The organism is Pseudomonas sp. S06B 330, from assembly GCF_002845275.2.
Lineage (GTDB): Bacteria > Pseudomonadota > Gammaproteobacteria > Pseudomonadales > Pseudomonadaceae > Aquipseudomonas.
Genome location: NZ_CP088149.1, coordinates 2,856,786 through 2,872,274, shown reverse-complemented (window position 1 = coordinate 2,872,274; position 15,489 = coordinate 2,856,786). Strand labels below are relative to the sequence as shown.

Annotated in this window: 10 protein-coding genes; 2 read left to right on the top strand and 8 right to left on the bottom strand. The window is 61.8% G+C overall.

The window, feature by feature from the left end; translation table 11 throughout:
- Positions 1-144 precede the first annotated feature (144 nt).
- Positions 145-2,823, top strand: a complete 2,679-nt coding sequence (locus tag CX511_RS12820) for a winged helix-turn-helix domain-containing protein (protein WP_101291813.1) — start codon at positions 145-147, stop codon at positions 2,821-2,823.
- A gap of 1,067 nt (positions 2,824-3,890) precedes the next feature.
- Here CX511_RS12820 and CX511_RS12815 read toward each other — a convergent pair.
- From CX511_RS12815 to CX511_RS12785, 7 genes are all read right to left on the bottom strand, one after another.
- The gene (locus CX511_RS12815) at positions 3,891-5,219 is read right to left on the bottom strand and encodes an MFS transporter (RefSeq protein WP_101291911.1); all 1,329 of its coding nucleotides are present in this window, start codon (positions 5,217-5,219) and stop codon (positions 3,891-3,893) included.
- Positions 5,220-5,279: 60 nt separating this feature from the next.
- Positions 5,280-6,239, bottom strand: a complete 960-nt coding sequence (locus CX511_RS12810) for an electron transfer flavoprotein subunit alpha/FixB family protein (protein ID WP_101291910.1) — start codon at positions 6,237-6,239, stop codon at positions 5,280-5,282.
- A complete protein-coding gene (locus tag CX511_RS12805; protein WP_101291909.1) occupies positions 6,239-6,988 on the bottom strand; it encodes an electron transfer flavoprotein subunit beta/FixA family protein in 750 nt (249 codons plus the stop codon). The genes CX511_RS12810 and CX511_RS12805 overlap by 1 nt, the downstream gene beginning before the upstream one ends.
- Before the next feature lie 27 nt (positions 6,989-7,015).
- Positions 7,016-8,158, bottom strand: coding sequence for an acyl-CoA dehydrogenase family protein (locus CX511_RS12800; RefSeq protein ID WP_045184996.1), 1,143 nt, complete (start codon positions 8,156-8,158; stop codon positions 7,016-7,018).
- A gap of 10 nt (positions 8,159-8,168) precedes the next feature.
- Positions 8,169-9,365 carry an acyl-CoA dehydrogenase family protein gene (locus CX511_RS12795; protein WP_045184993.1) on the bottom strand — a complete coding sequence of 399 codons (1,197 nt, stop codon included), beginning with the start codon at positions 9,363-9,365 and terminating at the stop codon, positions 8,169-8,171.
- Between the two features lie 98 nt (positions 9,366-9,463).
- A complete protein-coding gene (locus tag CX511_RS12790) occupies positions 9,464-10,549 on the bottom strand; it encodes a Zn-dependent alcohol dehydrogenase (protein ID WP_045184990.1) in 1,086 nt (361 codons plus the stop codon).
- Between the two features lie 46 nt (positions 10,550-10,595).
- The gene (locus CX511_RS12785; RefSeq protein ID WP_101291908.1) at positions 10,596-12,008 is read right to left on the bottom strand and encodes a coniferyl aldehyde dehydrogenase; all 1,413 of its coding nucleotides are present in this window, start codon (positions 12,006-12,008) and stop codon (positions 10,596-10,598) included.
- A gap of 156 nt (positions 12,009-12,164) precedes the next feature.
- Here CX511_RS12785 and CX511_RS25440 point away from each other — a divergent pair, with 156 nt between their 5' ends.
- The gene (locus tag CX511_RS25440; protein WP_101291907.1) at positions 12,165-14,840 is read left to right on the top strand and encodes a winged helix-turn-helix domain-containing protein; all 2,676 of its coding nucleotides are present in this window, start codon (positions 12,165-12,167) and stop codon (positions 14,838-14,840) included.
- A gap of 8 nt (positions 14,841-14,848) precedes the next feature.
- On the opposite strand, the gene CX511_RS12770 is transcribed toward CX511_RS25440, so the two are convergent.
- Entirely contained in the window at positions 14,849-15,487 is a 639-nt protein-coding gene (locus CX511_RS12770) for a TetR/AcrR family transcriptional regulator (protein ID WP_045184975.1), read from the bottom strand.
- Positions 15,488-15,489: the final 2 nt, after the last annotated feature.

Sequence of the window (15,489 nt, the reverse complement as noted above, 5' to 3'; positions counted from 1 at the left end):
GCCACCGGGATGCCTGTCATACCATTGTCGGGTGCAGTCCCCGCTGATCGACGGCGCATGGCAAAATGCGCTGATCGCAGAATAATAATTCGATCCCCTGCGCCAGCCGCATCGGCTGCAGGGGACGCCAGTGGAGTGTTTGCAATGCCAGAAGCACATGACGGGGTTCCCACCGCCAGAACCTCCACCAAATATGCCTGCCCGAAATCCGCCGACAGTCACCTGCAGCGTTCGCGTCTGCTGCAGCAGATGGCCCAGGGTGACACCACCCGGCTGATCCTGATTCGCGCGGCAGCAGGGTTCGGTAAGACCACCCTGTTGCAGCAATACCGTGACCACTGCCTGACGACCGGTAAACAGGTGCTGTGGATCAACCTTGAGCCCGCCGACAATGACCTGCCGCGTTTCTTGCGCCTGTTGGCCCATGGGCTGCAGCCTTATCTGCCGGTGACCGTGGAACCCGGTTCGTCACCACGGGTAGAGGACCTGCTGGAGTTGATCGCCGCCAGCCCTCGGCCCTTTGCCATCCTCTTGGATGAAGTCGAAGTGATTCACAACACCGAGGTGCTGGAATTGCTCCAGCAACTGGTCGAGCTGTTGCCCGCCGGGTGCGTCCTGGCCATGGCCTCCCGGGCTTCGCCAGCCATCGGCCTGGGCCGTATCCGCGCCCGTGGCCAGCTATTGGAGATCAGGCCGGGCGACTTGCGCTTCACCCCTGAAGAATCGATGGCCTTTATCCGCGACAAACGCCAGATTCCCTTGCGCGACAATGAGCTGGCAACGCTCTACCGCTGCACGGAAGGCTGGATCGCCGGGCTTTACCTGGCCAGCCTCTCGCTCAAAGACCGCGATGACCACGCGGCCTTTATTGCCTCATTCTCAGGCTCAAACCTGGAGTTGGCCGAGTACCTGACTGAAGATATCCTCATGCGTCAGAGCGAAGCGTGCCGCCTGTTCCTGATGCAAACCAGCATCCTCGAGCAGTTCTGCGTGCCGCTGTGCCAGGCCGTGACGGGCCGCAGCGACAGCGCGACCATGCTTGAGCACCTGGACCGTACCAACCTGTTCCTGGTGCCGGTGGACAGTCAGCAACAGTGGTTCCGTTACCACCATTTGTTCGCCAGTTTCTTGCGCCACGCACTGGAGCGCATACACTCGGACATGGCCAAGCACCTGCACGAAACGGCGGCCAACTGGTTCTTCAACGCCGCGCAACCGATCCCGGCCATCGAGCACCTGTTCAGCGCCGGCCTGCACGACGAAGCCGCCCGACGGATTAACCAGCACCTGGACACCCTGATCGACAGCGGCCGTACCCGGCTATTGCTGCGCTGGCTGGATCGCATCGCCCAGGAAACCCGCGACGCCTACCCTTACCTGTGCAAGTCCTACGCTTGGCTACTGGCCACTACCACGCGAATGAAGGACGCCTTGCAGGTCGCCCAACGCCTGGAGCAGGTCAACGGTCCCGAGTACGCCTACGTCGGTCAGGTATTGCACTGCCTGCAACTGGGCGCCATCGACCAGGCCGAGGAATGTTGCAGCCTGGGCCTGGCATTGCTCGCCAGCATGCCCGTCGATGAAGTGCACCTGTACATGGTGCTAGCCAGCTCGGTGGCGATGAATCTGGTCGCCAACGGCCGCTACGATGAAGCCCGCAGTCTGCTGTCGACGGCGCTGCAACGTAATCCGCGGATCAACGTCAGCTTTTTGCGCCACACCTTTAGCGTCAACGAAAGCATCCTTGACCTGATCCAGGGGCGCCTGAGCAATGCGCTGGTCCGAATGCAGAGCGCGGTGGAAACCCCGCACGGCAGCGGTCAGCTCAAACCCCATGAGGCAAAGCTGTCGCTGGATATTTTTCATGGTTTGCTGATGTATGAAAGCGCCGCCTTCGATGAGGCGCACACGTGCCTGTCGCGCTGCCTGTACTTTGCCAAACAGGTCATCTCACCGGAAAACCAGATCGTCACCCATGTGCTCACCGCCCGCATCGCCTACAACAAGGGCGACCGCACCACCTGGATGCGCTGCCTGGTCGAGTTGGAGCAGATCGGCCAGCAAGTCGGCTCACGCCGCCTGCAATGCTCGGCCTGGCTGGAACGAATGCGCGTGGCGATTCTCGAACAGCGCCTGGATGTGGCCAGCCAGGCGCTGCATTCGGCTGAATTGAACGGCGACTGGGACCGTCCGGACTTCATCCGCTTTGCCAACGAGGTCGACACCCCGAGCATCGCCCGCCAACGCTTGCGCATTGCCCAGGGTGAAGGCGCGCTCGCAGCCAAGTCCCTGCGCCAGGCCATCGAACAAGCCCGGCACTGGCAGCATGTGCGTCGCGAGTTGAAGCTGCACATACTCCTGGCCATGGCCCTGGACAGCCAGCAGCAATCCCAGGAGGCATTCCAGGCACTCAATGACGCCTTGCGCCTGGCCAGCCATGAGGGTTTTCTCGGCACCTTCATCGAAGAAGGCGAACGCCTGGCAGGCCTGGTGCAGCGCTGGGCCGTGGTGGGCAAGCCGCGTTGCAAGGAACTGGGCATCGAGCCTGGTTTCGTTGATGACCTGCTGCAACATCTGGGGCGGCATGCAGACGTCAATCCGGGCGAACAGGACGATAACGGCGCCCAGCAGGTACTGACCGGGCGCGAGTATCAGATCCTTCAGCTATTGGCAGTGGGCCTGAAGAACCGCGATATTGCCGAGAAGGTGTTTCTCTCCGAATTTACCGTCAAATCGCACCTGCAGAAGATCTACGCCAAGCTCGACACCAACGGTCGCACTGAAACACTGGCCATCGCCCGCGCGCGCGGCTGGATTGCCTGAACGGTGCCTATTGGCCCGTAGCCGCTGCCGTGAGGCTGCGATCGGGCGTGAAACGGCCGCAAAACCTACCACCGCGACTCGTCAGGCCCAGCGCGGTGCCCCCTTTGCGACTGCTCTGCAGTCGATCGCAGCCTCGTGCCTCGGCAGCGGCTACGGCACGTGCTTGTTCCCTCGTAACCGCTGCCGTGAGGCTGCGATCGGGCGTGAAACGGCCGCAAAACCTACCACTGCGATTCGTCAGGCCCAACGCGGTGCCCCCATTGCGACTGCTCTGCAGCCGATCGCAGCCTCGTGCCTCGGCAGCGGCTACGGCACGTGGTTGTTCCCTCGTAGCCGCTGCCGTGAGGCTGCGATCGGGCGTGAAACGGCCGCAAAACCTACCACTGCGATTCGTCAGGCCCAACGCGGTGCCCCCTTTGCGACTGCTCTGCAGTCGATCGCAGCCTCGTGCCTCGGCAGCGGCTACGGCACGTGGTTGTTCCCTCGTAACCGCTGCCGTGAGGCTGCGATCGGGCGTGAAACGGCCGCAAAACCTACCACTGCGATTCGTCAGGCCCAACGCGGTGCCCCCTTTGCGACTGCTCTGCAGTCGATCGCAGCCTCGTGCCTCGGCAGCGGCTACGGCACGTGGTTGTTCCCTCGTAACCGCTGCCGTGAGGCTGCGATCGGCCGTGAAACGGCCGCAAAACCTACCACTGCGATTCGTCAGGCCCAACGCGGCGCCCCCTTTGCGACTGCTCTGCAGTCGATCGCAGCCTCGTGCCTCGGCAGCGGCTACGGCACTTGGTTGTTCCCTCGTAGCCGCTGCCGTGAGGCTGCGATCGGGCGTGAAACGGCCGCAAAACCTACCACCGCGACTTGTCAGGCCCAACGCGGTGCCCCCTTTGCGACTGCTCTGCAGCCGATCGCAGCCTCGTGCCTCGGCAGCGGCTACGGCACGTGGTTGTTCCCTCGTAGCCGCTGCCGTGAGGCTGCGATCGGGCGTGAAACGGCCGCAAAACCTACCACTGCGATTCGTCAGGCCCAACGCGGTGCCCCCTTTGCGACTGCTCGTGCTGCTGGAGCGCTCAGCTGTGTGAGCGCTCCTTCAACTGCTTCGCTGGGATGGCCACCAACAGAAGCACTGCCCCCACCACCAGCACCACGGCGATGACGTCAAAGGCCAGGTATAAGCTGCCGGTTGCAGTTTTGATCGCGCCGACTACCACCTGGCTGATGACCCCAGCCATACCGCCAATGCAACTGATCACGGCAATCCCCACCGCCGCTGCCGAGGGGCTCAGCAACGCCGGCGGGATGGTCCAGAACAACGACAAGGATGCCAGCGCCGCTGCAGCCCCCACGGTCATCAGCATGACTGAAAACACCAGGTGTTCTTGCGCGGGCCCTAACAACGCAAAACACCCTGCACTGACCAGGACGGTCAGCGCCACATGCCAACGCCGTTCCAAGCGCTTGTCCGAACTGCGTGCCAGCAGGTACATGCCAACCAGCGCCACCAGGTACGGCAGGCTGGCCAACAGACCAATGGTTTTGAGGTCCTGCACGCCGAACCCGCGGATCAACGTCGGCATCCAGTACGACACGGTGTTCGAACCGCTGTACAGACAAAAGAACACCAGACCTGCGATATACACCTGCCGATTGCGCAGCACTTGACCCAGGCTGGCGCTGGTGGTTTCTGCGCCCTTCCCCTGTGCCAGTGCAGTGGCCAGCAGTTGCTTCTGTCGGGCCGTCAACCAGTGGGCATCGTCCGGCTTATCCACCAGCCAGAACCAGCCGAACACCCCCAGCACCATCGCCGGAATGCCTTCAACCACGAACAGCACCTGCCAGTCGCGCAGGCCCATCCAGCCATGCAGGTGCGTCATGATCCAACCGGCCAACGGCCCACTGACAATGCCGGCAATCATCGCCGCCATCAAAAACACCGCGGTGATCCGCGCGCGCAATGCCGGCGGGAACCAGTACGTCAGGTACAGAATCACCCCCGGAAAAAAGCCAGCCTCGGCCACACCGAGAAAGAACCGCGCCACGATCAGTTGGTTGGCGCTGGTGACAAAGGCCGTCGCCACGGTGACGATGCCCCACAGCACCATGATCCGCGTCAATGTCGCCCGCGCGCCGATCCGTTGCAGGTACAGGTTGCTCGGCACCTCAAAGAGGATGTAGCCCAGGTAGAAAATCCCCGCACCGATACCATACGCAGCATCGCTCAAGGCAATGTCTTCGGCCATGCGCAGCTTGGCAAAAGACACGTTGAGGCGATCGATGGTGTTCAAGGCATAGGCCAGGAACAGATAGGGCAACAAGCGCAGGATCACCTTGCGAAACACCTCGCGGGTTTCCAGGCTCTCTGCATCGGTTACGGCGGGCAGTGCAACGGCGTCGTTCATGGAGCTCTCCTTGGCACGCGTTGGGCCCGCCAAGCGGGCACAACGCTGCGCGGTAGCGAATCAGAGTGCCGCTTGCAGTTCAGGCACCGCCTCGAACAGGTCGGCGACCAGGCCGTAATCGGCGACCTGGAAAATCGGTGCCTCGTCGTCCTTGTTGATCGCAACGATGACCTTGGAGTCTTTCATCCCGGCCAAGTGCTGGATCGCACCGGAGATGCCCACCGCAATGTACAACTGTGGGGCAACGATCTTGCCGGTCTGGCCGACCTGCATGTCGTTGGCGACATAACCGGCATCGACCGCCGCCCGAGAGGCGCCGACCCCAGCGCCGAGCTTGTCGGCCAGGCTGTACAGGTGCTTGAAGTTGTCGCCGTTCTGCATGCCACGCCCACCGGAGACGACGATCTTGGCGGCGGTCAGTTCGGGACGGTCGGATCTGGCCAGTTGCTCGTCGATAAAACGCGAAACACCGGCGTCATGGCTAACGCCTAGTTGCTCAATCGCCGCACAGTGAGCGCCCGCATTGCCGGTGATCGACTGCGCAGCAGGCGCAAACCCGGTTGCCCGAACCGTAATAACTTTCACCGCCGCACTCGATTGCACCGTGGCAATGGCGTTACCGGCATAGATTGGCCGTTTGAAGGTGTCGGACGACTCCACCGCGATGATCTCGGAGATCTGGTCAACATCCAGTGCCGCAGCCACCCGTGGCAGGATGTTCTTGCCGTTGGCGGTGGCTGGCGCCAGCACGTGGGTGTAGATCACCGTTTGTTCGATCACCAGACCCGTTACCAGCGGTGCGATGTTTTCCGGCAGTTGATGGGCATAGGCAATATCGTCGGCCACCAGTACCTTGGTCACCCCGGCGATGGCGGCGGCCGCTTCAGCCACGGCAGCCACTGCCTGGCCCGCAACCAGCACATGAATATCGCCCCCTATCTGCGTCGCTGCGGTCACAGTGTTCAGGGTTGCCGAGACGACGGCGCCGCCTTGGTGTTCTGCAATAACTAGGATTGCCATCAGATTACCTTCGCCTCGTTCTTGAGTTTTTCAACCAGTTCAGGCACCGACTTGACCTTGATGCCGGCGCTGCGTGCAGCGGGTGCTTCGACCTTCAGGACCTTGTTGCTGGAGGCCGTGGAAACCCCCAATGCTTCTGGCGTGACGACATCCAGCGGCTTTTTCTTGGCCTTCATGATGTTCGGTAGCGACGCATAACGCGGCTCGTTCAAACGCAGGTCGGTGGTAACAATGGCGGGCAGGTTCAGGGCAACCGTCTGCAGACCGCCGTCGATTTCACGAGTGACCTTGACCTGCGCACCGGCGATCTCGACGTTAGAAGCAAAGGTGCCTTGAGCAAAGCCGCTCAGCGCCGCAAGCATCTGCCCGGTCTGGTTGTTGTCACTGTCGATCGCTTGCTTACCGAGGATCACCAGCTGCGGCTGCTCTTTGTCGACCACGGCTTTGAGCAGCTTGGCCACCGCCAGGGCGTTGAGCTCATCGAGGGTTTCCACCAGCACGGCGCGATCTGCGCCCAGGGCCAGAGCGGTTCGCAACTGTTCCTGGGCGGCGCCAGGGCCGACACTGACCACAACCACTTCACTGGCGATGCCTTGCTCTTTGAGGCGCACCGCCTCTTCCACGGCAATTTCGCAGAACGGATTCATGGCCATTTTCACGTTGGCCAGATCAACGCCACTGTGGTCCGTCTTGACGCGCACCTTGACGTTGAAATCGACCACGCGTTTGACTGCTACGAGGACTTTCATCAGCTAACTCCACTCTTCGGGGACGGTTTACACAACGGCCATCAGTTCGCTGTACACCTGCAGGTGATAGTCGTCATCGCCTAACTGCCGGGCGACCATCAACAGGTGCTTGGCGTGGTGCGACAGCACGTATTCCCAAGTCAGGCCAATACCGCCGTGCAGTTGAATCCCCTGGTCGGCGATGTAGCGCGCGGCCCGGCAGACGATGAATTTCGCTGCGCACAGGGTGCGGGTGCGTTCATCACTGTCGGGCTGATCGGCGACGCAAGCGGCGAGCATCGCCATGGATGTGGCCTGGTCCAGTTCGATGTGCATATCGACCATGCGGTGCTGCAGCACTTGAAACTTGCCGATCGGCTGGCCGAACTGCTTGCGCGTCTTCAGGTAATCCAGGGTCAGCTCGCAGGTGGCAGTCATGCTGCCCACCGCTTCCGCACACTGCGCGGCAATGGCGCGGCCTTGCTGGTAGCGCAGTGCCGGCAGCGCCGCGCCGGGCGCGCCAAGCATGGCACCGGCGCTGACCGATACCTGATCCAGAAGCACATCGCAGGCCATTCGGCCATCCAGGCTCGGATACGCGCGCAGGCTTACACCCGGGCTTTTCGGATCGACCAGAAACAGGCTGATACCGGCCTGATCACGGCTATCGCCGCTGTTGCGCGCCGACACCAGCAACACGTCGGCGCAGTGACCAGCGACCACCACCGACTTGCGTCCACTCAGACGCCAGCCACCCTGCACCGCCTCCGCGCGCGTCTGCACGTCATGCAGTTGATAGTGGCTTTGTGGCTCCTGCAAGGCCACGGCCAGTTGCAGCGTAGCGCCGACTACCTGCGGCAACAGCTCGCTTTTCTGCTCCTGGCTGCCCAACTGCTCGATCAGACCGCCAGCGAAAATGACTGAATGCAGGAACGGCTCCAGGCACAGGCCACGGCCCAGCTCCTGAGCAACCAACATCACGTCAACGCCGTTGCCGCCAAAGCCGCCATAGGCCGGGTCGAACGGCACCGAGGTCAGGCCCAGTTCGCCCAGTTGCTGCCAGAACGCATAGCTGAAGCCGCGCGGGCTTTGCCGGTGTTCTTCGCGCTGTTCAAAGCTATAGGTGTCGCGCACCAGGCGTGCAGCGGTGTCTTGCAGCATGTGCTGCTCTTGGGTCAATTTGAAGTCCATGGCCTGCCCCTTAGAGTTCGAGAATCATCTTGGCGATGATGTTCTTCTGGATTTCGTTGGAACCGCCGTAGACCGAAGCCTTGCGCATTTCCAGGTACTGGCAGGTGGCGGTGGCACTGAAGTCGTTGTGCAGCTGTTCCTCGCCGTGCCCGTAGCCCAGTTCGCTTTCCAGGTACGGCAGCGCATAGTTGCCCACCACTTTGGACTGCAGGTAGGTAATGGCCTGACGGATCTCGGTGCCTTTGATCTTCAGGATCGAGCTTTCCGCACCGGGCACACCGCCATCGCGGGCGGCGGCGAGGATGCGCAAGTTACTCATGTCGATGGCCATCAGTTGCATCTCGACCTCGGCAACCTGAGCGCGGAAATGCGCGTCCTCGATCATCGGTTTGCCGTTGCGCAGCTCGATCTGCGCCGCCTGTTTCAGGCGTTGGAGCATGGCCTTGGCCATACCGATGCCAGCAATGGTGGTGCGCTCATGGGTCAGCAGGTACTTGGCACAGGTCCAGCCTTCATGCTCGCGGCCGACCAGGTTACGCACCGGCACCCGCACGTTGTCGAGGAACACTTCGTTGACGTGGTGACCGCCATCAAGGGTGATGATCGGACGCACGCTGACCCCGGGGCTCTTCATGTCGATCAGCAGGAACGAGATACCGCGCTGAGCCTGGGCCTGGGCGTCGGTACGCACCAGACAGAACATCCAGTCGGCCAGATGCGCTGTGGAGGTCCAGGTTTTCTGGCCGTTTACCACATAAAATTCACCCTCGCGCACCGCGCGAGTATTGAGGCTGGCCAGGTCAGAACCGGCACCCGGCTCGGAATAGCCCTGGCACCACCAGTCTTCGCAGGCCAGGATGCGCGGCAAGAAGTGGGCTTGTTGCTCGGGCGTACCAAACTTGCAGATCACCGGCCCGACCATGTTGATGCCGAACGGGATGATCCGCGGCGCCCCGGCCCGGCTGTATTCTTCATCGAAAATATGCTTCTGCACGGCTGTCCAGCCGGTGCCGCCGTGCTCTACTGGCCAACTGGCCGCCAGCCACCCCTTGTTATTGAGAGTGCGCATCCAGGCAACGTTGTCGGCCTTGGAGATGCTTTTGCCGTGGCGAACCCGCTCGGCCAGTGTCTTGGACAGGTTTTGCTCAAGAAACGCGCGCACTTCGTCGCGAAACGCGAGCTCATCGCGAGTGAAATGGATATCCATCTGAAACCTCGATAGGGGGATTTACCCGCCAGCTACCTGTGTCGATACCGGCAAGGCTTGGCCGCCGCAGGCCTGGGCACTGCGACGGCCAGGGACGGTTACTGGTCGAAGACGATGACCGAGCGCGCCAGTTCGCCGCGACGCAGCTCATCGAAGGCGTCGTTGATCTGCTCGAGCTTGATTCGCTGGGAGATCATTTCGTCGAGCTTCAGTCGGCCCTGCATATAGAAATCGGTCAGCCGTGGCAGGTCGACCGGAAAGCGGTTCGAGCCCATGAACGAGCCCTGGATACGGCGTTCGTGCAGGAGCATCAGCGGATCAATATCCAGCTTCAGGCCCGGCTTGATCATGCCGATGATGGTTGCGCAGCCGCCACGGGCGAGCATGGTGAAGGCCTGCTCGGCGGTTTGCTTGAGGCCGATGCACTCGAAGGAATGGTGCACACCGCCACGGGTCAGTTCCTGCACCTGCTGCACCGGGTCGCCATTTTTGGGGTTGATCACGTCGGTGGCGCCGAATTGCCGGGCCAGTTCCAACTTGGAATCCTGCATGTCGATGGCAATGATCCGCCCTGCCCCCGCCAGTGCCGCACCGTTGATGGTGGCCAGGCCGATACCGCCACAGCCGATCACCGCCACCGTCTCACCAGGACGCACCTTGGCAGTGTTGAATACCGCCCCCGTGCCGGTGGTTACCGCGCAACCGAGCAAGGCCGCACGGTCCAGCGGCATGTCGCGGCGGATCGCAACCAGGGCATGCTCGTGCACCAGCATCTGTTCGGCGTAAGCCGACAGGTTGATGAACTGGGTCATCGGCTTTTGCACGTAGGTCAGGCGCGGCTCTTCGTCCTTACCACGCTTGGTGTCTGGCGACACGCACAGCGACAGGTGACCGGTCACGCAGTGTTCGCAATGGCCGCAGTAGGCCGACAGGCAGGTGACGACATGGTCACCCGGCTTGACCGTGCGCACCAGTTCGCCGACTTGCTCGACAATCCCCGAAGCCTCGTGGCCGAGCACCACCGGTGCCGGGTGTGGATAGTGACCGTCGACAAAGTGCAGGTCGGAGTGGCAAACACCGACGGCGACAGTACGCACCAGCACTTCGTGAGGGCCGGGTTTGCTGATCCCCACCTCTTCGATGGTCAAGGGTGAGCCAGGGGTATGGAATACGGCAGCTTTCATAGTCTTGTTCTCTTTATTAGCGAAGCTGGACAGTGGCGAAGGCGGTTCAGCGCTTGATCAGCGAACCCACCAGTTGTCGCACTTGATCGGTATAGGGTGGGCGCATAAGGTCCGGCCCATCGGCCGCGCGCAGCACCGCCTTGGCGTGACTGAAGGTGCGAAAGCCATCGAAACCGTGGTAAGCGCCCATACCGCTGGCCCCGACGCCACCAAATGGCAAGGTTTCGACACCGGCATGACGCAGCACATCGTTGACGCAAACGCCGCCGGAGGTGGTTCGGCTGAGAACGAAAGATTCTTCGGCGGCATGGTTGCCGAAGTAGTACAGGCCCAGAGGTCGCGGGTGACTGTTGATGTAGGCAACCACTTCCTGGATGTCGCTGTAGGGCTTGATCGGCAGCAACGGCCCAAAGATCTCGTCCTGCATGACCTTGAGGCTGTCATCGGGATTGATCAGCAAGGTCGGGACAATCTTGTGATGTGGCTGGTCGGCGAAGTTCTCTTGTGCCGGATTCAGCTCCAGGACCTGCACACCCGCGGCTCGGGCCTCGCTGAGATAGCCTTGCAGGCGCTGGAAATGCCGGGCGTTGATCACCGAGGTATAGTCAGGGTTGTTCTTCAGTGTCGGGTACAGTTTGGCCACTTCGGCTTTGGCCAGGCTGATAAACTCCGCGACCTTTTCCTCGGCGACAAAGACATAGTCCGGGGCCAGGCAGATCTGTCCGGCATTGTGCAGTTTACCGGTGATGATTTTTTTCACTGCTGCCGCCAGGTCAGCCGAGCGCGAGATGATCGTTGGCGACTTGCCGCCCAGTTCCAGGGTCACCGGCACCAGATTCTCGGCCGCCGCGCGCATCACCTGCTTGCCGATGCTGCTGGCGCCGGTGAACAGCAGGTGGTCGAACGCCAGGGCACAGAACGCCTGACCGACCTCGGCACCGCCGGTGACGATGGCCACTTCATCCTCGGCGTACACCGTCGGGAAAATCCGCGCGATCAGCGCGCTGGTGCTGGGGTTGAATTCCGACAGCTTGATCATGACCCGGTTACCTGCCGCCAAGGCACCTGCCAGGCCATTGAAGATCATGTTCCCGGGGAAGTTCCAGGCCGTGAGGATGCCCACCACCCCCAGCGGCTGGTAGCGCACCCAGGCCTCGCCTCGGTCAGTCTGGCGCGGCTCGTCGCGCATCCACTCGGCGACCTTGCTCTTGGTGTACTTCATCGACGCCAGCGGGCTGAGTACATCGAACAAACGCGAGAAGTCATCACTGCGATGACCGAAGTCGGCCGCCAGGGCGGCGACGATATCGTCCTGATAATCAACCAATAGGCCGATGGCCCGGTCGATCAGTTCGCAGCGCTGTTCAGCCGTCCAGGGCTCGTTGGCCAGGCACGCGGTGCGTTGCTTTTCAAGCACGACACTGACATCGGCACCACGCAGGTTTTCATTGGCACTCATGCGATTGGGTCTTCCTTAAAAAGGGATCGGTTCGGGAGCTGTCAATCACGCATCGGACCGTTACACTCACGGCTCGAACCGCGATTCGGGTAGTGCTCTGAGTCTCTGATAGTAGGAAGGCCGATACCGCCCCGACGACAACCAAAGGTAGGATGCATGGAAGGTTTTCAACGTAGTTCCAACGAACCAGTGCAGGGAGTAGTGCTGCCAATTCGTGCGGGCAAATTCCTTGTGCCTTCGCTCCTGCCGGGTCAACTGCAGCGCCCTGCGTTGCTGCCCGACCCTTCGCAACCGGGCCTGCGCCTGCTGTTGATTAGTGCCTGCGCCGGTGCCGGCAAGACCACCCTGCTTGCCCAGTACCAGGCGCGCTGCCTGGCAGCAGGCAAACCAACCTTGTGGTGCACGCTCGACACAGCCGACAACAACCTGCCGCGTCTGCTGGCGACCTTGCACAGCGGCCTGAGTGAACTGGGACTGATTGCCGGCAATCCGCTGCCGACTGATCCGCGCCAGGCGCAACATGCCTTGATCGAACAGATTGCCGACTGCCAGGGCGCCTTCGCGTTGCTGCTCGATGAGTTCGAAGCAATCAATAACCCCGAGGTGTTCGACTTCATCCAGCAGTTGCTCAAACGGCTGCCGGCCGATGTCACCTTGGGCGTGGCCACGCGCATAACTCCGGCGCTCAATCTCGGACGTTTGCGCGCGCAGGGGCAGTTGCTGGAAATCGACAGCCAGGCGCTGCAACTGAACCTGGAGCAGACCGGCCAGTACCTGCGCGAGCTGCGGCAACTGTCGTTGAGTCAGGATGAGATAGCCCGGCTTTACCAGCGAACCGGCGGTTGGTTCACGGGCTTGTATCTGGCTTCGCTGGCCTTGCAGCGCCACGACGATACACCTGCGTTCATCCGTTCCTTCGGCGGCGCGACGCCGGCGTTGGCCGAGTACCTGGCCGAAGATGTCCTGGCCAGGCTGGACGAACCCTGTCGCCAGTTTCTGTTGCAGACTTGCATACTCCAACAGTTCTCCCCGGCGTTGTGCGATGCGGTTGCTGCGCGTAACGACAGCCGAGCGATGATCCAGGCCCTGGAGCAGGCCAACCTGTTCATCGGTGCCATCGACGAACAGCGCCAGGTGTTTGAGTACCACGGCCTGTTTGCCGAGTTTCTGCGTCAGGCCCTGGCGCTACAGCACCCGGATCGGTATGGGCAGGCGCACCATGCCGCGGCGCGCTGGTATTTTGCCGCCGACCGCTGGGTGGAGGCACTGGAGCATTTGTTCACCGCCGACGATATCGACGAGGCCGCCCGCCAACTGGCGCGACACGTCGACAAGTTGGTGGAGAGCGGCCACGCCAGCTTGATGATGCGCTGGTTGTCGCGAATTCCCGAGGCTATTCGCGAGCAACATCCGGGCCTGGGTATTGCGTACGCCTGGGCGCTGATTCATGCGCGCCGCTACAAAGAAGCGCTGCAGATCATGCAAAACCCGACCCTGGCCGATCAGCACCACCATATCCATTGCCTGTTGCTGTTGATCAATGACCGCGTCGACGAGGCCTTGCACAGCAGCCGCGAACTGCTGCAACGGCTACCGCCGCAGTCCAAGTCGCCCTTTCGAATCGCCGCCTATGTCCAGGCCTGCAGCCTGCTCTACAGCGGCCACTACGACCAAGCTCGGCAATTGCTCGGCAGCGATGAACTGCGTGAAGCACAAAGCGAGTCGTCGTACTTGCGCGACGTCACCGATAGCCTGGAGGCGATGCTGGACATCACCCAAGGGCAGTTGGACAGCGGATTGAGCCGTTTGCTGGCCGCCAACCGGCGTAGTCGGGAATCGTGGGCCGGCACCTCACCGGTGGGTTTCCCTGTACTGCAAACCACACTGTGCCTGGTGATGTACGAAACCGACGCGCTGGAGCAGGCGCAGCACAAACTCGCCGAGCTGCTGCCCTATGCTCGTGACCACGCGGCCCCGGACTCACTGATCACTACCCATGTGCTGTTGGCGCGCATCGCCTACCTGCACGACGACCGTCCGGGATGGATGCGCTACCTGGCCGACCTTGACCAGCTGGGCCGCATCGCCGGTTCCACGCGCATTCTGTGTTCCACTTGGCTTGAGCGCGCGCGGGTCGCCACCCTGGAAAAACGCCTGGATACCGCTGATCATGCCATGCGTTCGGCCGAGCAGCTCAGTGAGTGGGATCAACCCGGGATACTGCTCACTGCCAACGATGTCGATACCCCTTTCATCGGCCGTCAGCGCCTTAACATCGCTCAGGGCATCGGTAATCCGGACGATGTACAGCAGGCCCTGACACAGGCGCTGCAACGCAACCAGCTGCGTCGTGCGCTAAAACTGCGCTTGTTGCTGGTATTGGCGTTAGAAGCCCGCAAGCAGCCCGCTGAGGCCTTGGAGCAGTTGACCATGGCGTTACGCGCTGCCAGTCCGGTAGGCTTTATCCGCACTTTTCTCGACGAAGGCATGCCCCTGGCGGCAGTATTGGAGCGCTGGTCGGTAACCTTCCACGGTCAGGAACATGCCTTGGGTATTGAAGCGCGCTTTGTTGCCCATCTGCTGCAACGCAGCCAAGGTGAGCCCGCCTCCCAAGCCAAGCGCGAGGAAGGCCCCCCCAGTAGCCTGTCTGTGCGCGAATTGCAGGTGTTGCGCTTGCTGGCATTGGGGTACCGCAACCGCGAAATCGCCGAAAAAATGTTCCTGTCAGAACTGACGGTCAAATCCCACTTGCGCAAGATCAACAGCAAACTCGGTGCGGGCGGTCGTACCGAAGCGGTGTCAATCGCCCGGACCCGCGGTTGGCTCGACTGAGCCGGAGCTCAGACGGCCATGGCGGTATCAAGGAAATCGAGCAGTTGCTTATGCAACAGCGCCAGCTCGATGCCCTCTGGGTCGAGCAGATACTGCAGCATCGACCCACGCAATGTACCGAGGATCAGCACTGCGCCGGCCAGCGGCTCGATCCCGGCACGAATTTCACCCGCAGCGATTCCCTCGCTGATGCAGGCGGCCAGGTGCTGCTGTACCGAGCGGTTGTACTGCGCCAAGATCTGCGCGGTTTCCGAGTCCTGGGTCACCGCTTCACTCATCAATGACAACAGCGCCCGGCTATTAACCCAGTCGCTGTCACTGCGTCCCAGGTAGACACTGACAAAACCTTTGAGCGCACCCAGGCCGGGACGCCATTTCGGCGCCTCGACCTGCACCAGGCTCATGAAGTTATCATTGACGAAGCCCGCCAGCGCCCGCAGCAGGCCGGCCTTGCTGCCAAAATGATGCGTTGCCAGGCCTCGGCTGTAGCCCGCCTCCTCGCCCACTTCAGACAAGGTCATGCCGACCCAGCCCTTGCGCGCCACAATCTGCCGCGCCGCCTGCAACAGGCGTTGCTCGGCTTCACCACGGCGTTCGGCCTGGGTACGGCGGGAGCCGTGGGCGACGGTTTTATCAGCGGGTTCCATCA